The sequence below is a fragment of the Paenibacillus sp. FSL R5-0766 genome, assembly GCF_037971845.1.
In the GTDB taxonomy this organism is placed as follows: domain Bacteria; phylum Bacillota; class Bacilli; order Paenibacillales; family Paenibacillaceae; genus Paenibacillus.
The window spans coordinates 3,401,775-3,427,088 of the sequence record NZ_CP150227.1 but is presented as its reverse complement, the minus strand read 5'-3'; the positions used below and the strand labels follow the sequence as shown (position 1 = coordinate 3,427,088).

The 25,314-nt window shown below is 43.5% G+C and carries 19 protein-coding genes; 2 read left to right on the top strand and 17 right to left on the bottom strand.

Features of this window, described 5'->3' with window-relative positions:
* Window positions 1–77: 77 nt before the first annotated feature.
* From MKY66_RS14905 to MKY66_RS14870, 8 genes are all read right to left on the bottom strand, one after another.
* Window positions 78–2,339: a glycoside hydrolase family 3 N-terminal domain-containing protein gene (locus MKY66_RS14905; RefSeq protein ID WP_076210796.1), complete on the bottom strand. Its 2,262-nt coding sequence runs from the start codon at window positions 2,337–2,339 to the stop codon at window positions 78–80.
* A gap of 98 nt (window positions 2,340–2,437) precedes the next feature.
* A complete protein-coding gene (locus MKY66_RS14900) occupies window positions 2,438–3,358 on the bottom strand; it encodes a carbohydrate ABC transporter permease (RefSeq protein WP_076210798.1) in 921 nt (306 codons plus the stop codon).
* A gap of 15 nt (window positions 3,359–3,373) precedes the next feature.
* Window positions 3,374–4,315 (bottom strand): ABC transporter permease subunit, encoded by a 942-nt coding sequence (locus MKY66_RS14895; RefSeq protein ID WP_076210914.1) that lies wholly within the window; start codon window positions 4,313–4,315, stop codon window positions 3,374–3,376.
* 321 nt (window positions 4,316–4,636) lie between these two features.
* Complete coding sequence (locus MKY66_RS14890; protein WP_076210800.1) at window positions 4,637–6,313, bottom strand: ABC transporter substrate-binding protein; 1,677 nt, start codon at window positions 6,311–6,313, stop codon at window positions 4,637–4,639.
* A gap of 42 nt (window positions 6,314–6,355) precedes the next feature.
* Entirely contained in the window at window positions 6,356–8,017 is a 1,662-nt protein-coding gene (locus MKY66_RS14885) for an ABC transporter substrate-binding protein (protein ID WP_076210802.1), read from the bottom strand.
* A 121-nt stretch (window positions 8,018–8,138) separates the two neighbouring features.
* The gene (locus MKY66_RS14880; RefSeq protein WP_076210804.1) at window positions 8,139–9,878 is read right to left on the bottom strand and encodes a sensor histidine kinase; all 1,740 of its coding nucleotides are present in this window, start codon (window positions 9,876–9,878) and stop codon (window positions 8,139–8,141) included.
* Entirely contained in the window at window positions 9,860–11,446 is a 1,587-nt protein-coding gene (locus MKY66_RS14875) for a response regulator (RefSeq protein WP_076210806.1), read from the bottom strand. Before MKY66_RS14875 ends, MKY66_RS14880 begins: the two co-directional genes overlap by 19 nt.
* Window positions 11,447–11,545: 99 nt before the next feature.
* On the bottom strand, window positions 11,546–13,528 hold the full coding sequence (locus tag MKY66_RS14870; protein WP_076210808.1) for a hypothetical protein: 1,983 nt from the start codon (window positions 13,526–13,528) through the stop codon (window positions 11,546–11,548).
* A gap of 159 nt (window positions 13,529–13,687) precedes the next feature.
* Here MKY66_RS14870 and MKY66_RS14865 point away from each other — a divergent pair, with 159 nt between their 5' ends.
* Window positions 13,688–14,539 (top strand): AraC family transcriptional regulator, encoded by an 852-nt coding sequence (locus MKY66_RS14865; protein WP_076210810.1) that lies wholly within the window; start codon window positions 13,688–13,690, stop codon window positions 14,537–14,539.
* Window positions 14,540–14,656: 117 nt separating this feature from the next.
* Here MKY66_RS14865 and MKY66_RS14860 read toward each other — a convergent pair whose 3' ends face one another.
* The 5 genes from MKY66_RS14860 to MKY66_RS14840 all read right to left on the bottom strand — a co-directional run bounded on the left by MKY66_RS14860 (window position 14,657) and on the right by MKY66_RS14840 (window position 21,145).
* Window positions 14,657–16,975, bottom strand: a complete 2,319-nt coding sequence (locus MKY66_RS14860; protein ID WP_076210812.1) for a glycoside hydrolase family 95 protein — start codon at window positions 16,973–16,975, stop codon at window positions 14,657–14,659.
* A gap of 285 nt (window positions 16,976–17,260) precedes the next feature.
* Complete coding sequence (locus MKY66_RS14855) at window positions 17,261–17,686, bottom strand: MarR family transcriptional regulator (RefSeq protein WP_076210814.1); 426 nt, start codon at window positions 17,684–17,686, stop codon at window positions 17,261–17,263.
* A gap of 138 nt (window positions 17,687–17,824) precedes the next feature.
* Window positions 17,825–18,565, bottom strand: coding sequence for an oxygen-insensitive NADPH nitroreductase (gene nfsA / locus MKY66_RS14850; RefSeq protein WP_076210817.1), 741 nt, complete (start codon window positions 18,563–18,565; stop codon window positions 17,825–17,827).
* A 15-nt stretch (window positions 18,566–18,580) separates the two neighbouring features.
* Window positions 18,581–19,927 (bottom strand): NtaA/DmoA family FMN-dependent monooxygenase, encoded by a 1,347-nt coding sequence (locus MKY66_RS14845; protein ID WP_076210818.1) that lies wholly within the window; start codon window positions 19,925–19,927, stop codon window positions 18,581–18,583.
* A gap of 114 nt (window positions 19,928–20,041) precedes the next feature.
* On the bottom strand, window positions 20,042–21,145 hold the full coding sequence (locus MKY66_RS14840) for a Gfo/Idh/MocA family oxidoreductase (protein ID WP_076210820.1): 1,104 nt from the start codon (window positions 21,143–21,145) through the stop codon (window positions 20,042–20,044).
* Between the two features lie 266 nt (window positions 21,146–21,411).
* Between MKY66_RS14840 and MKY66_RS14835 the strand changes: the two genes are divergently transcribed.
* On the top strand, window positions 21,412–21,756 hold the full coding sequence (locus MKY66_RS14835) for a helix-turn-helix domain-containing protein (RefSeq protein WP_074095086.1): 345 nt from the start codon (window positions 21,412–21,414) through the stop codon (window positions 21,754–21,756).
* Window positions 21,757–21,829: 73 nt separating this feature from the next.
* On the opposite strand, the gene MKY66_RS14830 is transcribed toward MKY66_RS14835, so the two are convergent.
* The 4 genes from MKY66_RS14830 to MKY66_RS14815 all read right to left on the bottom strand — a co-directional run bounded on the left by MKY66_RS14830 (window position 21,830) and on the right by MKY66_RS14815 (window position 25,205).
* A complete protein-coding gene (locus MKY66_RS14830; protein ID WP_076210822.1) occupies window positions 21,830–22,627 on the bottom strand; it encodes a peptidase in 798 nt (265 codons plus the stop codon).
* 623 nt (window positions 22,628–23,250) lie between these two features.
* Window positions 23,251–24,213, bottom strand: coding sequence for a sensor domain-containing diguanylate cyclase (locus MKY66_RS14825; protein ID WP_076210826.1), 963 nt, complete (start codon window positions 24,211–24,213; stop codon window positions 23,251–23,253).
* On the bottom strand, window positions 24,206–24,841 hold the full coding sequence (locus tag MKY66_RS14820) for a hypothetical protein (protein WP_017688455.1): 636 nt from the start codon (window positions 24,839–24,841) through the stop codon (window positions 24,206–24,208). Before MKY66_RS14820 ends, MKY66_RS14825 begins: the two co-directional genes overlap by 8 nt.
* Window positions 24,831–25,205, bottom strand: a complete 375-nt coding sequence (locus tag MKY66_RS14815; RefSeq protein ID WP_036615858.1) for a response regulator — start codon at window positions 25,203–25,205, stop codon at window positions 24,831–24,833. The genes MKY66_RS14820 and MKY66_RS14815 overlap by 11 nt, the downstream gene beginning before the upstream one ends.
* Window positions 25,206–25,314 lie beyond the last annotated feature (109 nt).

Here is a 25,314-nt window from a genome sequence, read left to right as displayed (position 1 = left end):
GACTTTAAGGGAGTTTTTTCGAGACAACCCAGTTTCTCTTTTTCACTGGGTTACATTAATGTTCTATAAAGTATCATTTAATCCGTTAGTACCGGCAACTGTCCTCCAGCTTTCAGTTGACCAAGCAATACTTTGATCCCGGCAGACGTATTTGGCTCCTGCTTTCCATACACAGCAAGCCCTGAGCGCACGTTCTGTAAATAGATCATCTCGTAAGGGTTACCGAGTGAGAACAGCGTATATCGCTGATTACTCTTGTTCATCGCATTAATCAAGGTTTGATAATCACCCCAACCGAACTGGCTGGCCACATTGCGGAACTGGTAAGAAACAAGAATGACATAATTGGCTTTGCCAATTGCTTGGAGCGTTTCATTCATGTTGCCTTGACCAACAAGTACAATTTCAGTTTTTAACGACAGATTATTAGCGGCCTGCAACAGTTGCTTCTCAAGCTGTTTCGCCTGTTCCTGCTCGGCTGCGACAATAACAACCCGGTCGCCTTGCTTCATTGGATCAGGAAGCACACCTTCGCGACTGCTGAGTACAGTGACCGCCCGCTCTGCGATTGTCTGCTCCACTGCTCGGTGCGCCTTCGATCCGATGATACCGTTAAGTTTAGTTAGCTTTTGCGCGAGAGTTTGACTGCGTTCAAATAAACCATATTTCGCTTTCATCTCCAAGATTCGTTTCACAGATGCATGTATGGTTTCATCCTTGATCGTTTCATTGTTCACCGCGTTCACCAGCGTTTGATGGGCCGCTGCTGAATCTTTTGGCATAAGGATGATATCAACACCTGCGGAAACGGCGCGTTCTACTGATTGATTCTCCCCAAAATGCTCCGCAATTGCATTCATGGTAAAGGCATCCGACACGATGAGACCTTTGTATCCCAACTCTCCTCGAAGAAGTCCTGTCAGTACCTTTTTCGATAAGGTGGCAGGAATCGGCACACGTTCACCGTCTTTGAGCGAAGTGACATGTTCGTTGTCTATGGCAGGGAAAGCAATATGCGCGGTCATAATCATCTCTACCCCATTTTTAATCGCAGCCCGAAACGGTTTTAATTCTACCGCATCAAGCCGTTCTCGGTTATGGGCAAGCACAGGCATACCAAGATGGGAATCTACCGTTGTATCTCCATGTCCCGGAAAATGCTTAACTGCCGCCATCACCCCTGATTGCTGTAGCCCTTTTATCGTTGCCAGACCAAGCCGTGTCACCAAATCCGCATCCGAGCCAAACGAACGTATACCAATGATGGGGTTATCTGGATTACTGTTGATGTCCAGCACTGGCGCAAAATTGATCTGCAATCCTAATGCCTTCAGCTCCTCCCCTGTCAGCTGACCAGCTGCTTCGGCTAGCGTTGCATCTCCAGTTGCGCCAAGCGCCATCTGCCCGGGAAGGTTCGTGCCTCCTGGTATTCGCTTAATAACGCCTCCTTCTTGGTCGATGCTAAGAAATAGAGGAATGTCACCTGCTTCTCTTTGGATATCATGTGTGAACGTTGTAAGCTGCGTCACGTCTACAATATTTTTGTCAAAAAGAATAAGTCCGCCCAAGTCCTGATCATGGATCGTGCGTTTCAGTCCTTCATTCACGGTCGTCGTCGCTTTACCATTCCATTGCCTAATGTCGGGCATAAGCATCTGACCAACTTGCTCGCTTACCGTCATATAGGATATCAGCTTATCCCAATCTTGTGTCCGAATGGCCGCTTCACGTTCGAAGCGAATTACTCTCGCCATAAATACGGCATATTCAGCACGCGTGACAGCTTGATTCGGACGGAAGGTGGCATCTGAATAACCGCCGACCAAGCCGTTTGAACTCATAATAAGAATCGGTGCTGCAGCCCAATGCCTGTCCGTATCAGTCCATTTAGCAGGATTCTTACCTTCCGCTAGTGAATAAGCCCGTGTAAGGAAGGCCGCAGTCTCTGCGCGGCTAAGCGGTGCGTCCGGACGGAAGGTTCCGTTAGGAAAACCACTTGCAAGTCCATTTTTAGCAGCTATCATGATTTCTCGATGGAACGGGTGTGTAGTTGGCACATCCGAATAGGTTGTGCCTTCCACTGCTCTTTGAAGTTGATCTGGATAAAGCTCCCGCACCATAAAAGTGACAGCTTGTGCTCTTGTCACAAGTGCCTCTGGCTTGAAGATCCCATTGCCATATCCGGCTACTGTTCCCCGTTTCGCCATATACGTGATGCCATCCTCTGCCCACTTGGAATACTTTAGATCAACAAACGTTTCTTCCGCAGCTGCCGTTCCCACCCCTATAAGCATAGAGCCGACAACAGCACCAATAATCGTCTTCCATTTTACATGCATTTGTTTCACTCCTGTTGTATTCTATGGATGAATAGACGCTACTACGGTACAGTTTGTTGCGTTTTCATACTTCTATGAAATTATATTCAGGGAATTGACTATCCCTTCACGCCTCCAATCGTCATGCCCTGTACAAAGTATTTCTGTAAGAACGGATACACCATCAGAATAGGAACACTTGCAATAATGGTCATGGTCGCCCGAATCGAGGTTGGTGTGACAGCCGTTGCATTACTCTCGGCAGACTGATAAGCATCACTAGCTGATGATGTCGCTGAGGTCGTCGAAGTTTGCAGAATCTTCATCAACTCGTATTGCAATGTGCTTAATTCTTTATTGGAAGAGTTGTACAAGAATACATCGAACCAGGAATTCCATTGTCCCACGGCTACAAAGAGTGATACGGTTGCCATTGCGGGAATCGTTAGGGGCAGGACAACGCGGATAAATGTCGTGAACTCCCCTGCCCCGTCAATGCGTGCTGACTCCAGAATGCCTTCAGGAAGACCTTCAATAAATGAACGGATGACAATCATATTGAAGACACCGATTACACCCGGAATGATATATACCCAGAAGGAACCAATCAATCCAAGGTCTCGAATCAGCAGATAACCGGGGATCAACCCCCCGCTGAAGTACATGGTGAAGACAAAAAACATCGTAACAAACTTGCGAAGCACAAATTCCTGACGACTAACCGTATACGCGAGCATGGCTGTACAGAAGACGGACACCACGGTTCCAATGACCGTACGCAGCGCCGAGATCAGAGTTGCGTGATAGATATCGGATTCGCCAAAAATGTATTTGTAGTTGTCCAGTGTCCATACACGAGGCCATAGATATATTCCACCCCGAATGGCATCATTTGCATTATTGAAGGATACAGCAATCATATTAACAAAGGGATAAATCGTCACAATCATCAGACATACCATGAAGACGATGTTAATGGTGTCAAACGCTCGATCCCCGGTGCTGCTATTCCGAAAGCGGGATGTGTTTCCTTTACGCATGGCTTAGGCCTCCTTTTAGAATAGTCTGCTCTCTCCCATTTTTTTTGCTATATAGTTCGCGGAGAAAAGGAAGATGAAGCTGACCACAGTTTTGAATATGCCGCCTGCTGTACCTAAGGAAAAGTTCCCCATCCCTAATCCATATTTCAATACAAAGATGTCCAGATTCTCCGAATAGTCCATATTCATCCCGTTACCCAGCAGATATTGGGGTTCGAATCCGGATTCAAGAATACTTCCCATGTTCATGATCAACAAGATCACAATAACCGGTTTCAAGCCAGGCAGGGTGATATATAACATCCGTTTGAAGCGACTGGCTCCATCAATCTCGGCAGCCTCATATTGCGCCGGATCAATTGCCGTAATCGCTGCCAGATAGATAATGGTGTTCCAACCGACATCTTTCCAGACCTCAGTTGCCCCTAGAATACCCCAGAAGTATTCACCTTTCCCCATCCATAATACCGGACTGTCAATCAGGTGAAGCTTCATCAGCAGCAGATTGATAATTCCGTCTGGTGAGAGGACTGTTAATACAATGCTGGAAGCAACAACCCACGAGATAAAGTGAGGCAGATAACTGACGGTTTGCACAAAACGCTTAAATATGACATTTTTCAGCTCATTCAACAAGAGGGCCAGTGTAATTGCTGTCACAAATCCTAACACCAGTTTAATGGAACTCATAACGAGTGTATTTCGCAGCACCCGGTAGAAGGTATTGTCCTCAAACAAGATACTAAAATGATGCCAGCCTACCCACTGCTGATCGGAGAAGGACCTCGCCGGTTTGAAATTCTGAAAAGCCATGGTCCATCCCCATAACGGCAGGTACTTGAAGATAAAAGCCCAGATGACAAAAGGAATACACATCCAGGCAAGCGTTCGTTGCTGCACAAGTCGCTTAAAAAACGAGTGTGCTCTGGTTCCCTTTGGACTCGAGGCTGGAGGCATCGAGTTAAGGGAGACATTAGGTTTCTCCACGGTGAACCTGCTCCTTTCCTGTGCTGTTATTCATGCGAGAAGAAGCCGGAGTTTATGCTCTGTCATCTTCTCCTGCGCATGTAACAGTTTATTTTAAAGAGGTTGTTCAAAAAGTCCGCTTTTGATTACGAAAGACGCCTTGCGGCATCATCAGCATCGAATATGGAATTTAGCCGAAATGTCCGTTGCTCACGTAGTTTTCCCTACGCTCCGCTACTCCATTTCTAGCTTCATCCCATCTTCTTGGTACTGAAAACCGGTCTTATTGAACACGCATTTAAAGCGTTTGTATTACCATTTTCCTGCAACACGATCCTTCACAACTTTGGTAATGGTCGCTTCATAACCAGCTTTGTCCAATTTGTTCAATTCAGCCATGTAGGCATCCCACAGCTTATCAAAATTCGATGGTGCTCCCAAGATCATTTCCGGTAAGTATTTACGTTGCAGATCATCCGATTTGGTGGTGAAGATCTGTTCAGGTGATCCTTGCTCAAGGGCGATGGACCATGCGGGGAACCATGGCCGCTCTTCCGGTTTGTTAAACAATTCACTAAAGGTTTGGATACCGTAGGCTTCAAGGAATTTCTTATCTCCCTCGGTGTAAGATGCAGCGGCCACTTCCGGCTGGTTGCCAGGGCTATAAGCGTTACCATCGGTTAGTGTAGATTCACCGCCATATTTCGGCCAGTCTGTCCCAAAGTAGGTGAACCCGAATTTACGGCTGAGCTCCAGATCATCATGAGCCTTGCGTTGATCTTCATTTGCATAATAGAATCGGCCCTTTTCATCCACACTGTACGTCTCATCCTTGATTCCCCATTGCACCAGAACCTGATTCTCTTCCTTCAGCAAATTATCAAAATATTTGATGATACGAACAGGGTCTTTGGCATTCACCGAGATACCTGTTGCATAGTTGTTGACAAAGCCGGGAGGATCCACATACTGATCCTTGATTCCTTCATCAAACACAATCGGAAGTGGAGCGTAGCGCTTCTCATCAATGCCTGCCGAGAGCAGGTTCTTGGACGCATCTCCAACCTGCCAGCCATAATTGAAGTATCCTAACACACGACCCGAAGTCAGCTTGGCCAAATACTGGTCTTTGTTCATCGTAAAGGATTCCGGATCTAGCATGCCTTGGGCATTGATCTCATTTAACTTCTGAATCCATTTTTTCTGGGCATCTGTTCCGGCGACAACTTTTGCTTCATGGGTTGTCATGTCCACCATGACACTGCCATCGTTCGGATAACCGGCAAGATGCATCGCTGGATTTTGCAGCGTGAAGAAGTTATTAGCCACACCTGCAAGTGACACAAATCCAATCGTCTCTGCACCGTCGACAGTTGGATGTTTTTCCTTATAATCCTGAATTAGATCAAAATATTCATCCAGTGTAGTGATCTTGGGATAATCAAACTCTTTGAGCACAGATCGTTGAATCCAGAAAGCTCCTCCGCCCACATTTGGACTACCTGAATACTCACCCTGATTAGCCGTATAAGGCAGAGCATAGATTTTTCCGTCTTCAGCATTTTTCATTTTATCGAAGTATGGTCCATACACCCTTTTGATATTAGGGCCGTATTCCTCAATCAGATCATCCAGCGGAATATAGGCCCCGGCATCCAGTAACTTGGACATCTCACCACTGGAGCTAATGACATCAGGATAGTCTCCACTGGCAATCATGACACCGGCTTTTGTAGCACTATCACCTACCAGATATTCCATCTTCCAGTCCACACCCGTCTGCTCTTGCAACGCTTTACCGATGGTAGTTTCGCTTGCCAGAACATCCTTCTTGCCTGGAGAGAACATGTAATACGAGAACGTGACTGGACTGTTCTCATCATCACCTGTGGCTGAAGGTGATGATGACGAGTTGTTCTGACTGCACCCTGCCAGCAAAACTGTTAGTACTACAGCTAAACCCGCTGTTCTAAATTTTGGTTTTAACATGTGAATATTCCCCCGTTCCGTGTTTTCTCTCATGGATTACACTCACCATTTGCCAGCTACACGATCCTTAACTGCCTGGGTTATCGTAGCTTCGTATGTTTTCTTGTCGAGTTGATTCAATTGACTCATATATTCATTCCATGTGTTCTCGAAAGTGGAAGGTGAGTCCATAATCATTTTGGGTAAATATTTCTTCTGGAGATCTTCTGCCTTGGTGATAAAAATCTGTTCAGGAGAGCCCTGCTCCAATGCAATGGACCAAGCAGGAGACCAAGGACGCTCATCCGGTGTGCTGAATAATTCTGTGAATGTCTCCACACCATATTTCTCTAACAACAGCTTGTCTCCGTCCGTGTAACTAAAGGTAGCCACTTCTGGTTGATTGCCTGGTCCATAGGCGTTACCATCCTCCAGCACGGAATTATTCCCGTAACGAGGCCAGCTGTAATTAAAATAGTCAAAGCCGAATTTACGACTTAATTCCGGATCTTCATGTGCTTTGCGTTGGTCATCATTTTCAAAGTAAAAGCGGCCCTCATCATTCACACTATACGTCTCGTTCTCAACACCCCATTGAACCAGAATCTGGTTTTCTTCCTTGAGCAAATTATCAAAATATTTAATAATTCGCACGGGATCTTTGGCATTTACGGTAATTCCGACACCGTAGTTGTTCACAAAACCTGGCGGGTCCACATACTGGTCTTTGACACTGTCATCAAATACGATCGGTAGAGATACGTATCGTTTATCGTCAATACCAGCCTTCTTGAGATTGTTCGTTGCGTCTCCAACCTGCCAGGAGTAACTGAAATATCCCAGCACCCGACCGGACGTCAACTTGGCGAGATACTGATCCTGGTTCATTGTGAAGGATTCAGGATCAAACATCCCCTGTGCGTTAACCTCGCTCAGCTTCTGAATCCATTGTTTCTGATAGTCAGATCCGGCTACCAGTTTGGCTTCATGACTCTGCATATCCACCATCACACTGCCATCGTTTGGATAACCTGCCAGATGCATAGCCGGATTTAGCAGGGTGAAAAAGCTGCCCGATTCACCCGCAAGTGTGGCGAAGCCGATGGTTTCTTTTCCATCGATCTGCGGATGTTTTTGCTTGTATTGCTCAATCAAGTCAAAATATTCGTCCAGCGTTTTGATCTTGGGGTAGTTAAACTCTTTTAACACAGCACGCTGAATATAAAAGCCGGTCTGAAAATTAGGCTCTGACACATAACCGATGTTGGCAGTGTATGGCAAGAAATAGATCTTTCCATCCTCCTGTCTGAATTTGTCCATATAAGGCCCGTATACCCGCTTGATGTTAGGCCCGTATTGATCGATCAGTTCATCCAGCGGGATAAAAGATCCTGCATCCATCAATTTGGCCATTTCACCACTGGAGTCGATGATGTCGGGGTAATCCCCACTCGCAATCATTACACCTGCCTTGGTTGCACCGTCACCGACCAGATATTCCATCTTCCAGTCAACGCCTGTTTGTTCCTGTAACTTCTTGCCAATGGTCGTGCTGCTTGCCAGAATGTCCTTCTTGCCACCGCCAAACGTGAAATATTTAAAGGTGACCGGGGTGTTGTCATTACTGTCAGGATAAGAGGCTTCCGGGCTGGCTTTATTACAACCTGCCAGGGTTACAGCCAGTAAAATGGCCAGACCTGTTATAATGTTTTTTTTTCTAAACATGTAGCAAATGCCCCCTTAAAGTATTGTTTGTGTCTTTAAGCCTTCTCAATATATCAAGATAGCGCTTTCAAAGTTACCCATGAAAGTGTACCTCCTACTTTGAAAAGTATATCCCTCGTATTTAGTCGCCTGGCATGGCTGATGGTTCAAGTGGAAGCTTAATTTGGATACGCGTACCTTCTCCTTCCCATGTCTGGATGTCGAATGTAAAGTGATTTTTATAACAAAGTTTTAAGCGACTATACGCATTTTTCATGCCAACATGCTCTCCCATATCGGTGTTTTGATCCAGGTAACTTAACAACTCTTCCAATTTTGCTTGAGACATCCCTATACCGTTATCCGTTAGTCTGATATGGAGCTGGTCATTTTCCATTGAAACAAAGAGTTGAATGATGCCTACACCCGGAGATGACTCAATTCCATGAATACTTGCATTTTCAACAAAGGGAAGGATAACCATCTTGGGGATTCGGTACATCAGTACCGCAGGATCTGCCTCAATGGTATATTGGAGTTTTTCTCCAAAGCGGTATTTTTGAATTTGCAAAAAACTCTCAATGAGTTCCAATTCTTCCTTCACTGTCACATCATTCTGATTCCAACTAATCGACTTGCGAAACATCTTGGCCATGTTATGCACGATTTTGGCAGTCTCTTTCTCGCCTTTGATGAGGCTCCGCATACGTACCGACTCCAGCGTATTAAACAAAAAATGTGGGTTGATCTGACTATGGAGCGCATGAAGCTGTGCTTGCTGCTGCTTTAACTCCAGGTCTTTCTTTTGGATGTCGGCGAGATATACCTCATGAATCAGGTTATGGATCGTCTCGGTCATTCGATTAAATTCCATCGTGAGTTGACCTATTTCATCTCTTGCATCTTCAGGCGGAATCGTCTGGAAATTCTGTGTTTTTACTTTTTTCATATGTTTCAGAATGCGCACCAGCCTGACATGGATGGATCTGGACATAGCCGCGATAATAATAGAAGGCAGGACAAAATTAATGCAAGCCAGCCATACGACGAAGGAACGGGACTTCCGCACCTCCTTCAGCACAATTTCTTCATCCATCACTCCATGCAGGGACCACCCTTCCAGATAGTTAATACCTGTATACGTATTTTCAAAGGGAATCATTTTGTTCGGAAACTGGATTTCGCTGTAACGTTTCTCTGTCTGAGCTTCTTCTGCTGTAGGATCATTTGAAAATTGGATATGTCCCCCCGGATCAAGAAGATACACTTTTCCATCAAATCCGCTGTTGTGAAAATACTGCTTGATCATATCCATATTCAGGTCAATTTTAAGTAACTGCTCTCTCCCCCCAGTGTCCAGATTGTCGAGCCTTTGAACCAGACTTAACATCTGATCCGATGAGATCAGTGCCGGATAAGGGGCGGAGTACGCCTGAAATTGAACGTACCAGTCCGAGTTGCGGACATCGTCAGTTAAACGATCAATATAACCGGAAGATAAAATGGTAGAATTATCGGTATACACTTGATACCAGCGAATTCCCTGATTCATTTGACCGGAGAATTTCCCTTTTAGATAGGAATTATAAGCGTCAATATACTCAAAATGACTTTGAAATGAACGGGAGATGGTGTCATTGAATACAGGGTCAGTATATAACGAATAAGAGAGACCGACGCCCTGATCAATGGTTACCCGCAGGTCGTTCTTCAGATTGTTCAGTGCCATGCCGGCATCACGAGTTTTCTGACTACGAATATTGGTGGATGTGACATTATAGAACACCACATTGGTAACAACGATGGGAATAAACACGGACAGGACATACATCAGTAGTAGTTTATCTCGAAGCTTCATGTAATTCAGGTTCCATCTTGGCATTGTGCACCTCGCTGCTCATTTCCCATAAGGAGATTGCGATATTCTGTAGGCGATAACTTAACAAGTTTCTCAAACTGGGTTACAAAATAATCCGCATTCTGAAATCCTACGCGTGCAGCAACCTCGTACATTCTCAGATCCGTCTGGCGCAATAACTTCTTCGCCTCATGAATCCGCAGGTTCAGCAGATAGTCATTGAAATATTGATTGTAGCTTTTGCGGAATAATCGCCCAAGATAAACGGGATTCATGTAGAAGAGTGCAGCAATGCTTTTGAGATTGATGTTCTCGGTATAATTTGCATCAATATATCGTTTGATCTTGCTGATATCTCCTTTGGATCGTTCCATCCGCAGATGAGAGACATAATCCTCGGCTTCCTCCAGCGCGGTGAGAAAAGCATTTTTCATTAGTCGTAAATTCCAACCTTCATGACTTTGTTGTGCTAGCTCTTTCAGCTGCTGCAACCCTTCATCATTACCACCCATTTCGTTGACTACAGCGAGAATACCCGTTATATAACGCAAAAGAGAACCCGATACAGCTTGAGGAGAAAATCGATTCATATGAAACAATTTGAATTTCTCTTCTACAATCTTGTGGTACGCAGGTCTATTCCCCTCTTCCAGGCTCAAAATTAAGTGATCCACCTCGTCCTGGTATACATTGAAAACAAACAGCGGTTTGTCCTTGATCTCCGTATAACGTACGACACCACCAGTTTCAGCATATTTATGCTTGGCTGCTTCTTCAGCCGCCATAAGGGATTGTGGGACATCACCAATTTCTTTGACGAGTGTTCCTGCGTAAAGACCGATATCCAGGTTAAACCTTTTGCTCAGTGTTATATGAATATTGTGCAGTTTATCCTGTAACGCCGGACCCCCTTGATGATGATCAGGCCACAACAGTAATAATGCAAACGTGCCACGTTGTTGCTCACTGATGAACATTTTGCATAAATTACTCTCCAGAGAATGTACTGCTTCACGTAGCTGTTCAATGGTAATTTTAATTTCATCTAATCCGGTCTGAAGTTCAATCAAAGTCATGAGCAGACTGGAGTTACGATTGATCCCAAGCATCTCGGCATATCGGTGTTCATCCTCCTTCTGTACATGGCCTTTGATCACATCCTCCAGCATGATGTTACTGGCCTGTCCCTCAGCCAAAAAAATATGTTTTCTTTTATTGCAAATCAGATTAGCCGACTTCTGCAACGTCGTCGTCAGTTCTTCATCATCAATAGGCTTCAGGATATAGTCATGAACACCGTACCTGATTGCCTGCTGTGCATATTTGAAGTCATGATAACCACTGATGATAATGAACACAGGTTCCAGAAGTGGCATTTTCTCTACGGCACGTATCAGTTCCAATCCATCCAGGATTGGCATGCGGATATCTGTTATAATCACGTCTGGTTGCAGGCTTTCAATCAGATTTAATGCCTCTGCACCGTTCTCTGCCTCTCCGATAATCTCCATATTAAGATCCATCCAATCTATGAGTTCATACAGTCCCTTTCGTACATACATCTCGTCATCTACCAGTAATACTTTTAACATCCGTGTGTCCCCTTTCCTCCAACGAAAATAAACCGCCGGTAGCATCTCTCCCTATCGGCGGAATGAATCTAATATGGTGACTTTTATAGTTATTGCAATTCATTCATGTCGCGCATATTCCCAATAGTCGCCAACGAGGCCTTCGATGATCGATCCACTGGCCCATGGCATCAGGCAAAACCAGGTGCTGGCTGGCGTACCATCCGCATATTTTTCAGTGACCAGTCCTTCCGAATGACAGAAGCGTTCAGACATCCATCCTTTTTTGCCATAGCCGAATTCTTGTTCATAACGATTATAGGTCTGACAACCCCACCCGATGGTATCCATCATACGTTGACGAACATAATTCTCTTCCCGCTGTCCAACATAATACAATAGCTCATCCACTAGATTGCTGGACATGGGATGAATATGCGGATTAGCTACTGAAGTAACACTTCCCCCGGAACTGGACCAGCCTAACGTACTGAGTGGCGGAATCTTAATAGGTGAGTTGTAACAAAATTTGAAGCTGAATTCATAACTGATTGCATCTCTCATGTGATCTAGAAACAGCTCGTCACCGGTCAACGCATGCAGAAACCGAACAGCTTTGATGTAAGCCAGGATGCCTTCCGAATCCACTGCCTTGTCCGCATCCAGTGGAGCGCCGTAACATTCCATGTGTTGCACATAGGTGTTGTAATAGTGGGCTTCACTTCGTCTGAGCTCTTCCAGAGAAGATTCATCATGGGTTAACCAACAGTAATATGCCTTGGCAGCAAGACACCAGACCCCACTAAAGGCATCATATTCAAGACCTGCTCCTGTACGCTCTGACAAAATGGTGGGATATTCTCCATCCGTATTCTTCGTGCACTCCAGACGATCGAGTATTTGTTTGACGTAAGCAAGCCAATCATCGTGTCTCACATTTCGAATGCGCTTCTCATAATCGTAGCTTTTCAGAATGTAGAACATCGCTTGAGCTACAAGGTAAGAGGAATGTCCTGGGGTACGCATGCCGTCGAACCACCAGCCTTTAACACTCCAGATCCCATCCTGATAAGCGTCATACGGAAGTCCGGATTCGGGATTCATGGCATTCTCGATAATATTGGTAATACAGGATAACGCCTGCTGTCGCATGAGCTCATTATTCAGGCGCAGTGCGGCCATAAGCATTGGTGCAGCGATGGTCATACCATTGGTCCAACTGATTGAGATAATTTTGTTGTATCGGTAGCCACCGGTTTCAGCAGCATCTTCATATACAAATGTAGAGTAATGACGATCCTCCGGAAGCCAGGCATACTCATAGATGGCATTGGACAAATCCGTTACCGTTGTCTGAGTGTCACTTCCTTCTCTTGGTTTTTCGTGATACCTCTTATAGATTGTTTCCAGTGCTGGATTGATGCCCAGTTCTGATTCAGACTCGTAGTTATATAGTTCAAGTGTGAGCCCAATCGATTCACCTGCAGCAAGTTCAAAACAATTTTCTCCAAGGGCAGCTCGCTCATGGACAAGTCTGGATTTGATAAATAACAACGGAGCATTCTCATATCCCAGCGTATATCCGACCGTACCCTTTTCAATAGAACATGTGAATCCCCCATATTGCACGAACGTTCCTTCCATTCCTGGATACCATTGCTGCTTCTGGTTTCCTGTATTGATCCAGTAGGGACTTGCGCTTAGACCAACAATCCGACCTTCATCATAGATAAGTGCAGCTGGATGAGACAGACGATCACTTCGGACCATCCACCAAGGTGATGAAGGGCGAGAAGGACTGCCCTCCCTTAGTCTGGGGAACTCATTTGGAACATTCTGGGGTGCTTCGCCCCTGTTGTGGCCATACATAAATGCAGGCAAAAAAAACCTCGGATTCTGTTTGTCCAACGGCATTTCCACATGAATAACCCCTGCCCAGGCATTCTGTCCCTCGTTGTAAATCTGAATGTCGGCTTGCCATGGAGCTTCTGCACTGCCGTTTCCGCTTATTACTTTTACGCTAGCTTTGAGAGCATGCTTGTCCAGTGCCGTGTATTCTACGGTGTCCTGCACTTTACTTCTAGCCGTGAAAATCAGATCCATCTTTTCCTCCAATCGCGTTGTACACACCTGAGTGGAAACGCTTGCAATTATGTATCCATCATGCTAGGATGGTTACATTTTATAGGTTCACGTCTGCAATTTCATTGCACAAACGGCTATATTTATTGCGCGAAACGACAAGGAGGTCATATATCTGATATGAATGAGACTTCAGAATACCTGTTTGATCCAATCCAGAATGAGCTGTTGTACCTTCATCGCACCACCACGTATAATATGGGAACGTTTTATCATCGACATAATGCATATGAACTTTACATATTTCTTCGTGGCAATGTAAACTTCTATATTGAGAACCGTTGTTACCATTTGGAACGTGGCGATCTGCTCGTTCTTAGCCCGGAGGAGATGCACCGTTCCTTTGCCTTGGACAAAAACGAATATGAGAGAATTACCATAAATCTGAAAAAGTCATATCTGAACCGCTTGTCTACTTCAAGCACCAACTTATCCGCATGTTTCGACTACCGTCCCAAGGGTAAGGGTAATATCGTACATCTTGAAGAGGAAGAGCTTCAACGAGTGCTGCAATTAACTGGCGAGCTTGAACAGTGTCTCTCATCAAGTGACTATGGAGCGGATATTCTGGGGAATATTTTGATTACACAGCTACTCCTTCTAACAAATCTAACTTTTCAAAATACGGATTTTGTTGCAACGGATATTATGCCTGAACTAGTTCGAAACACGATGGATTACATTGAATGTAATCTGACGAGGCAACTGACGCTCCAACAATTGTCAGAGGCTATGTTCACGAATAGCAGCTATATTAGTCGACAATTCAAAAAGCATACCGGACTCACGATTCGAGCATACATTCTTAGTCGCCGTATAGAGCTGTCGAAATCTTATTTAATCGAAGGTTTAAGTATTACAGAGGCCTGTTATCAATCCGGTTTTGGAGATTATGCCAATTTTATTCGCAGCTTCACCAAGCAGGTCGGCACTTCACCTGGTAAATTTGTTAAATATAGAAGTCTTCTTTAAACATTGTATTGAGCAAAAACACGCCAACTTTTGCCTATATCTTATTTCAGCAAAAAAAAGAGCGAATTTACCCGGCAATTTTGTCAGCCGGTATTCGCTCAGGTAATCGGTAAATTCTTATTGATTATTCCAGTCGTATCCTTTTAGTTCAATCATAGCATTGGGGCCAGGAAAGGTTAATTCTATTTTTTGGTCCAGATAGGACACGGTTACTCTTGTTTCTTCAATAGAACGAATTCTGGTATTTAACAGACGACCATTTTCCCATTCCAGATCTATTTCAAATCCGCCCCGAGCCCGAATACCACGAATATATCCTTTTGGCCACGCTGCCGGCAAAGCAGGTAACAATCTGATTACTTCGTTATGGCTCTGGAGAAGCATCTCTGCTATACCTGCAGTACCTCCAAAGTTCCCATCAATTTGAAATGGAGGATGGTCACAAAACAGATTGGGTAACGTGGAGGATCGTAGAAGTTCCACGATGTTATCGTGTGCAAGTTCCGACTCCTCTAATCGTGCCCACATGTTGAGAATCCACGCCCTGCTCCATCCTGTGTGTCCACCACCGTGTTCCAGTCTTCTGTCGAGTGTTACTCGAGCTGCCTTGGCCAGGTCAGGCGTTGATTGCAACGTAATTTGCGTTCCAGGATGCAAAGCGAATAAATGGGAAATATGTCTGTGACCAGGTTCCAATTCATCATAATCGTTACTCCACTCTTGGATCTGGCCATGTTTGCCAATGGAGGTCTCCGGTATTTTGGTTAAAGCACTACGAAGTAATTCTCCAAATTCCTGATCTTCTTGCAATATTCGGGTACTTTCAATGCAACGCGTGAAGAGTTCTCTAATAATCTGATTGTCCATTGAAGCACCAAAACATAAAGCCCCCGACTCTCCATTATCTAATATATAGCGATTTTCCGGTGAGGACGAAGGACATATCACCCAATTGCCGGAAGGATCCTCGATTAGATAATCCAGAATAAACATAGCCGCATCTTTCATCGTGGCGTAAGCTTTTTTGAGAAATTGAACATCTTTATTGTATTCGTAGTGGTCCCATAGATGTAATGAAAGCCATGCTCCTCCCATAGTCCAAAACGTCGATGTCATGCATACATCCTGCGGAGCAGCGTCTGCCCAGATATCCGAATTGTGATGAGCAACGAACCCCTTGCATCCATACATGGTTCTAGCGGTTTCCTTTCCCCGGACTTGCAGTCGATCTATAAAATCAAACAATGGAACGTGACATTCAGACAGATTGCAGCTTTCTGCAGGCCAGTAGTTCATCTGTGTATTAATATTAATCGTATATTTGCTATCCCATACAGGAAGCATGTCTTTATTCCATATCCCTTGAAGGTTTGCCGGTAAAGAACCTGGACGACTGCTTGAGATAAGCAGATAACGACCAAATTGAAAGTATAGACTCATCAGTTCCGGATCATGCTGACCAGCTCTAAGCCGCTCAAGGCGCTGATCGATTGGAAGTTCGGAACATATCACATCTTTATTTTCATCTTCGAGATGTATATCCATCTTTTCGAATAAGGATTGATAGTCCGAGACATAATCGGCGAGCAGTTCGCTATATGACTTTGCGGAAGCAGCATCAATTCTGCGGAGGCACTCCACTTCGAGTTGTTCCTTGGGTACTCGGAAATCCGTGCACGCCGTGATTAGAATAGTCGCTGAATTACCATCCTTCAGAGAAAGCTGACCGCTTGAATAATGAACCTGCCCTCCTTCAGATATAAGGCGAATCGCACAACAAAATCGGATTCCTTCTTCTCCCCCACTTCTTCCCCGGATGATCAAGTTATTCGTTCCACGCCTCTCGATCCGGTCCAGATAGGATTGGAAACCAACAGGATGCTTAAGAATATCTGAATAGGATGTTGATTGCAGAACGGTTCCCCTGCCAAAAATAGTGGAGAAAGTTAACTTTCCAGGTACGCTAGATTTGAGATGAACAACGAGTACTTGATCCGGGTAGCTGGCAAAATAATCACGGCTGTAAATGGATTGATCTGCGGTATAATTCACGTTTACCTTGCCATGTTCCAGATCGAGATGTCTTTGATAATCATTCGGTTCATGTTCACTGTGGTCCATAGCGATATAGAAGTCCCCTAATGGCTCATAATGTCTTTGCCCGTCAGGAACACCTACCAGAGTATCTGCTGCGAGTTCTTCTGCTTCCCTAATCTTACCGTCAAAAATCAGGTTTCTGATCTGAGATAAAGATTCAAGTGCTTGAGGATTATTCCGCTGCATCGGTCCACCATACCACAGACTATCTTCATTAAGCTGAATTCTCTCGATCTGTGTTTTCCCAAAAATCATGCCTCCAAGAGTTCCATTTCCGATAGGCAATGCCTCTTCCCATGTTCCAGCAGGTTGATTAAACCAGATATTTTTGGTCTTCACGTTAAAACCTCCAACGAATTATAATTCCTCACATTTTCATGTTTAGTGTGTTCCGTTTGTATGTTCTTTCAGTGTACTGTAATCTCTTAAACATCTAAATGAACAAAATTAACTTGAATTATCACAATCTTATCCCAGCATTAGAGGTGTAATCGTAAATTCCGAAACTGACAGTACAAATTCTTTGTTCTGGCAAGGATGTATAGCTATTGGCAATAAAAAAAGCCGCTATAATAGCGGCTCAGTTTCGTTCATTTCATTTAGCTTGCGTAAGCTTGGCATAAGTTATAAGATATTTCGCTCCATTTGTTGCATGAATTGCCTCAATATCAGCCGATCTTCCGAAGAAATGGATTGAAGTAGTTTCTCTTGCTGCTCTCTCCATTTATACTCAACCGGTTTTTCTAATTCTTTGCCCTTATCGGTTAAAAAGATACGCATAATCCTTGCATCCTGTACATCACGTTTGCGATATATAAATCCGTTCTGCTCCAGTGATTTGACCATGTTTGTAATCGTTGGTGGTTCGCATTTCATATGTTCACTTAGTTGCATCTGGGTTACCCCATCACCCAACCACAGCCGATACAACAGATTATCTTGTCCTACATAGAGATTAAGTTCCCGTAGAGATTCACTATAATTTCGTCGCATTTGGGAGGAAATTCGATCTAAAGACTGTCGAATTTCACAATCTACTGTATCTGTCATAAACGATCCCTCCCTAACATCCGAATTATATTTAGCAGACTAAATGTATCATGGAGATATACAGGTGTCAATTTACCTTAGTGTCGTCTTTAAGGGCCTTTTCCTATCCAAGTTTCACCCGAAAGATTGGTTTAGTCCTTATTTTTTGGCAAAACCTTGCTTGTTCAAATAGGTCATCATTTGCGGTTGAATACTTCTCTCGAGGTGATCCTGGATATGGTCACTCCATCCTTTTACTTTTTTTACGGTGAAAGGAGCTCTCGTCGGACGATTTTCATAATACTTCAGCATGGTCTCATCATAAATTGCTAATTTCTCTTGATCCATTGGTTGGTATTGATTATCAAGCAATACCATGGATTGAGGGAGCCGAGGTTTCAGTTCCGGCTTATCTCCAGCTGGATTACCGATACATAATCCCACCAGAGGGATAACATATTTAGGTAAATTCAATGCGTCAGATAGTTCGCTAATATTAGCTCTGACCCCACCAATGAACACTCCGCCAAGTCCCAACGATTCAGCCGCGGTTAACGCATTTTGTGCCATCAGGCCAGCATCGAATGAACCAATCAACAGAAATTCAATATATTCAATATCCACATCCGGAGCGATTTCATGATTTCGGTTGAAATCTGCACAGAAGACCCAGAATTCGGCCGCTTCTTCAATATAGGGTTGATCGACACACAGATGTCTGACTTTTTTTCGAAGTACTGGATCTGTGATGCGTATAATGGATACCGCCTGCAGAAGACTGAACGATGAAGTCTGATTTGCTGCCTGAAATATTGCATCTATTTGTTCATCAGTTAGGGGTTGAGATGTGTAAGAACGAAACGATGTATGGTTTTGAAGCAATTCGAGTGTGTTATTCATTAAAAAACCTCTCCTTTATTCGTTGATTCCATGTTCCTGCAATCCGTATTCGTAAGGAACGCCCATATTCTCGCGTAGTGTTTTTCCTTCATATTCCTTATGGAACAAACCGCGTTCCTGCAAGATAGGTACTACCTGATTCACAAAATCTGCAACGCCATCAAAAGATACATCGGGCACAACTGAGAATCCGTCACAGGCTTCAGCCAAAAACCATTCTTCCAAGAAGTCAGCAACCTGTGTCGGGGTGCCTGCAACAACCGGATGATAGTTGATGACCCCGTGAGCGAGAACATCCCTTACAGAGAGTCCTTCTTTTAATAACTTTAAGGCTCTCGGAGAACGTGGGTCCATGGGGTTGGCATATGCATTTTTCAACAAGTCTGCCGCTAAAGGTTGATCTATATCTACGGAGTTTACCGATAAGGGTAAACCAACCATGGAGCCGAGGTAACTTACCCTGCTGGGGATTTCCTGGGGATTAAAACTCATAAGCTGTTTCCGACGATCCAGAGCTTCTTCCTCCGTTGAAGCCAGAGAAAACATAAAACCTGCAAACATTTTAATATCATCGGGGTTTCGACCAAAACGGGCAGCACTTTGCCTTATGGCTTGTCTGTGTTCACGAGCAGACGTAATATCATAAGGATTGGCGTACACTCCGGAAGCATATTTCCCAGCTAATTCTAATCCTTCTCCTCCTCCCCCTGCCTGGAAAATTACTGGCTGCCCTTGCTCAGAGGGGGGAATGGGCAAAGGACCACGAGATGCATAATATTGACCCTGAAGGTTAATAGGCTGGATTTTGTCCATATCAGCATATTCCCCTCCTTCTACATCTAACGTCCAAGCGTCTGGCTCCCAACTCCCCCACAAGGCCTGAACAATTTGTATGCTTTCATGTGCCTTGTCATAGCGTTCTTGGCGATTTTCAACCCGGGCACCGAAATTAGCCGCCGCTAGGGGATCGGATGTGGTAACCGCATTCCATCCGACACGTCCATGACTGATAACATCCAGTGCTTTGAACTGACGTGCAATGTTGTAGGGATAATTGAATGTTGTAGATAGGGTAGCAACAAGCCCGATGTGTTGTGTCTCTCTTGCTACTGCCATAAGTGCCAACATGGGGTCCATAGGAAACATAGGCGTCTGTGGGCCTAAATTATTGGATAATGCTGGAGTATCAGCGATGAAAATCATTTGAAATTTTCCTTGTTCAGCTAATTTAGCCCGTTCTACATAACTATCCATATTGGTGTAAGCTGCAGGATCCGTGCCAGGCATTCTCCATGCGCTAAATTCGGCTCCATAACCCGAAACCATCTGTAAAGCCAGTTGCATTTCACTTCTTTTTTTCATAACGATTTTCTCCTTCGTTCTGGAAAGGCACAATGTGTGCCCTTACTATAGCGCGAATATATTTAGCATGCTAAGTATATGGATGGATCCGATTTTGTTCCCGTTGAGGCAGGGTTATAGATATTGACGTTCACCGGTCTGGGCTGATTTCTCGACGGCATCCAGTAACTGATGTAGTTTCACCGCATCCTCGAAAGTAGGTGCTAAGGTAGTGCCTTCTTGAATATCTTTGGCAAACTTGCGATAAGCCTGAGCCATGTTTAGAACAAATCCGGAGTCGTTATATAGAGAATTTGGAGCCGAGTAATAGGCATCGGGAATGGTTAGTTCACGAAGCTCGTTGTCCGTAGATCCTGCACCGCGTAATTGATGTGATCCGAATTGAATGGATGCAGGGGCGCTCAGAACAATCGTGCCGTTTTCTCCGAAGATTTCAAGTGTGAGTCCTGTCTGATGTTTGACTCCACCTTGAATATGGACACTGGCTGCTGCCCCATTAGTCAATTTTCCTGTAATCATGATCTGATCATCCGTTGTTTTCTTGATGACTTTCTGAATATCTACCAATTCAACTTCTGGAAACTGTTGAGCTGTGGTGGCAGACAATTCTGTAAAGTCCCCAAGCATGAAAGTGAAGGCATCCAGATTATGGCCCCCTACAATGGTCAGCAAGTTCCCTCCAACTTTCCGGTCATACAAGTACGCAGTCGACTTGTCACCAACACCACCCATGCCATCTATGGAGATCTTCAGGTTGGCAGATAACACTTTACCGACATAACCGTCTGCCAATAAATCTTTTACGTATTGAAGGGCCGGGGCTTGTCTAGCCTGTAATCCAATTGCATTTGGCAGTTGTGCGGATGCTACCCATTCCTGCATTTCAAGCGCTTCCTCTGTATTAGAACCCAGTGGCCATTCACAATAGATTGGTTTGCCAGCAGGAGCGATGGCTTTGACTGCATTATAATGTTCCTTGACGTTAATACTGACAACAACCATATCCACATCAGGGTGCTGAGCCAACTCCTCCATATTATCAAAGCCATGATCTGCCCGGAAAGCTTCTGCGCTTTTCTTTGCACTCACCATATTACTTGTCCCAACCGCTGTAAGCTCGAATTCATCCAAATGCTGAATAGCTGGAATATGGGTTCCGCTCGCCCACCCGTTATTAATGGATGCTCCTATGATACCTGTACGAATTTTTTTACTCATTGTTAAACATCTCCCTTGTTAATATTTACAGTATGATTGAATATTGATTTGTCTCCAGCCCTTATAAGTCACTCATTTCTATGATATATTTTATTTAGCTTGCTAACTATTCAATCGAGATAACATTATTATTCTTTCACATTTTAGGTAAACTAAAATTGTTTTGGTGTTGACACCATCATAGGTGTATTTGTTTTGTTTGCAAAGAGGGCAATTTAAATGAACATAGTACATCTTTTTGTACCTTTGGATCAGGAGTGATATGAATGAGAGTTTGCAATGAAGGATTTGAACAAGAGTTTATAGATGGAAAAAGTGACATGTACGCCATTGCTTTTACTCAGAATGTCCTTTCTGGGCGTTGGAAATATTTTATCTTATGGTACCTAAAAGACGAAACACGGCGATATACGGATATCAAAAAATTCCTTGGAGATCTGTCTCAAGGCTCCCTCACAAAGCAGCTTAAAGAGTTAGAGAATGATGGTGTTATTCAACGTGATGTATATCCGGAAGTTCCTCCGCGAGTTGAGTATTCGTTAACAGACAAGGGAATGAAGTTACTACCGATCCTTGAAAAGATGGAGGACTTTGGCAAAGAATACGGCTAAGCAACTTAATTAAAATGGATAGCTTAACCCAAAAAAGCCGCAAATTTAGCGGCTCTTTTACTCTGGAAAATTTCTATTCTACTTTATAATCAGTAACTACATCAAATTCTCCAATAATATTGTCTCCTTCTACACCATACAAATGAATCGTTCGAACAGTACCATTCACTTGTGTTTGTGCTAAGGCTTCTTCGATGGTAGTGATTTTAGGTGTAAGATCTTCAGCTTTTAGATAACCCTCGATTCCATTGGTGCCAATTGCAGCAATCAAATCGGGTTCAACCCCAATGATTGGTTCAGATAATGCTGAGCCATAGGTATCGCCGTGTGAATTGACATCATATTTAGTTTGAAGCAATAATTCGTGAATCGTTTCCGATGTTTCAGTGTTGTTTTCAAATAAAACATTTGATGAATTTACGTTCGATAACTTTAAGTGTGGCGACTTGTATCCAGTATACCGAGTGTATCCATTCCCATTATAGAATTCACCAACGTTCTGAGCATAATACGTCGTTTTAGTCGTTATTCTTGGAGAGTAGACAAAAAAACTAGAGGTTTTCGACGTATTATATGTCATGGAACTTGAAGCTTTTAAGCTTCCGCCAGATGTGTACAATCTAGCCATAGCTCCCATATATCCATTTGGAACACTTGCTGAAGCCTTCACTGATGCAACGGCTTCAGCAGTCGTACCTGTAGTAAAATTTCGAGTCCATACTTCAGATGTGAAAGTGTACGTGTGTCCCTTAATTTTGGGTGTACTATACGGTGAAGATGCAGTATTAGCCAGGACTGTTGAAGATGCCAAAAATAACGATAGAATACAAATCATTACCGTACTAACTTTCTTCGTTTTTCTCTTATTCATAGTTTATCCTCCTCATAATAAAAAATATTTGGATTATAGTTTCAATCTTTAATCCCTCTCTGTAAATATATTAAATTTATTGTAATAATTAGATTTATTTTCCTTTTATATCATAACACTGTTCCAGTTTTTTTGAAATAGATTCGCTAGTTTTCTTACCTTAACATCAAAGACATATTTATAAGATGTATTTCAGTCAACAATAGTGAAACCATCCACAAGGGAGTGATTAATTCTATGTTGTTGAATGTGATATTGGGTTTTGTGATCCCTATTGTTGTGTTGACTATCGCCTCTTTCAGACTTCTACTTATTTAAAATCCAAAAAAGCCGCTAATATAGCGGCCTCAATCGGGCCATACTCTGGTCCCTCTCAATATTGTGGTAGCAACATTAATCCTATGGTTTAATATTAGCTTGCTGACCATCAGGAGCCACCGACTCGTTCGTCTTCACACCCCTGCGCTTCTTGTAACCTTTGAATATAAAATACCCCACTATGATTAAGATAATCGGCATTCCGTACAGTAATAGAGGAGAAAACGTATTTTTTCTTATGTTAATTGTATAGAGAAATAAAGTTGCTATTATAGCAACTTTATTAAAAGACATTTTTAGATTTCTTAAGCATTTTCAGGTTCATAGATTCCGTAACCATTCTTGCCATTCTTTTTAATCTTGTACATGGCTCCATCCGCATGTCTCAGAAGTTCGGAAGGCTCCTGTCCATGCTTGGGAAATAGGCTGATACCAATACTCATCGAAAGGTTGATATAGTTTCCGGCAATTTTGAAATGAGTACTGAATGCAGCTTCCAATCTTTTGGCGATGACTTCAGCATCGTGATCATCTTTTAGATGGCTTAAAATGATGAATTCGTCCCCGCCAAGCCGAGCTACAGTGTCCGCACTTGGAATTGTTTCGCTTAATCGCTTTGCCATTTCCAGCAACACTTGATCCCCAACATGGTGTCCATATGTATCATTCACTTGTTTAAACCCATCAGCATCCACAAACATGACAGCTAGTTTGTTATGGTTTCTTTTGGCATTACTGATGGCCCAGGCAAGACGGTCATTATAAGCAAGACGATTAGGCAGACCTGTAAGTGGATCATGCAAAGACAAATGCTTGCTGATTTTTTCGGAGATTTTGATTTTGGCGTACTCCGTCTCCAGTTCTTTGATCAGATTTTTAAGTTTATATACCCTGGTATTGGTGTGTGTCATGTCAGTAATCTGAATGAGGGCATAACTCCGATCTTCATGATAGAGCGGTTCAACATGCATATTTTGTCTGAATAATTGTTCATCCTCTCCTTCATTAGGAAGAATGAATGCCTTATGTAACGCGCTTGAGCAAAATCTGCTCTGTCCATGATACAGCGCATTTTGCAAGATATTTAGATAGATATTTGACTTAAACCGCGGGCAGACCTCAAGCAGATTCAAGCCTAGTACCTCTTCTACACTCTTGCCAGTAAAGCGCTCCAACCAGGCATTCCACACAACAACTTTCAAATGCCTGTCCACGATCATTATTCCCATATGGGCTTTGTTCAAAGCTTGTGAAATAAGATTATCCATTGTCCGCCTCCAACAAAGCGTCCATTTTGGCCAGCAGGCTTGATATGGAGTTCATACTTAATGCTATGACAATGATACCTGTCACATCCGTATCGGCAAGTAAAAACGAGGTATGTAAAACCAGGACATAGACTTCATTCTGAAGCAATATTTGTTGATCGGAATTGGTGACATAGATCAGTTCAATATCAGGCAGGACGTATTCCAGTTTGATCTCCAAGAAATTACCGAATTCTCCAATAATGGCGTTAAGCAGGACATTGCTAACTTCCTTCAAAACGTCCAAATCCGTATCCATCAGGTTCGGATCGTTCGGTATAACGCTCTCACCCAGTTCTCCAAGACAGATGTTTGCCAATACTTTAGCCTGCTCAACAGGAAACATCAGAAATGCTTTTCCCTGAAATTCGTATCCAAACTGTAAGGATGACCTAAACAGGTGACCTTCACTGAAGAAAATGTTGTATCTTCGATCTCCAGGATCAACATCGGATATGGAGATTAGTTCCACTTCCGGAATATTCAAAACGATACGCTTGTCTACAATCTCTGACAACATGTTAGCCGCTTGTCCCACGTAAACGTTTACTAGTTCAGTAAGCAAATCCTTCTGTAAATCATTCAGCATGATAGGCCGCCTGAATCAGTTGAATCATGGTCGTTGCCTTCTCGGCGGTTAACGGTTTATTCAAAAAACCAGAAATGCCTAACATTTCAACTTCATCCCTAGTTGTCTTCTGAATATCTGCAGATAAGATAATAATTTTGACATTGCTATCCGTTTCTCGAATCATTCGAAGCATTTCTTGTCCGTTCAAACCAGGCATCAGCAGGTCGGTGGTTATAAAATCAGGTTGAAATTCCTTAAATAGGTTGTATCCTTGCTCTCCATTGTTAGCAATCTGAATCTCGCATTCTGGAATATGATCAACAATCAGCTTTGTAAGCAATTTCTGTACGAAAATGGAGTCTTCTACAATTAATACTTTCATTTTCTCTTCAGTCTCCTTGATAAAATGGTAAAAGCTCGGGATGGTCAGGCGCTGTGGACAGTTCTTGATATAGGGCTTTCGCGCGCAGTGGCACCCTGAAAAGAGACTG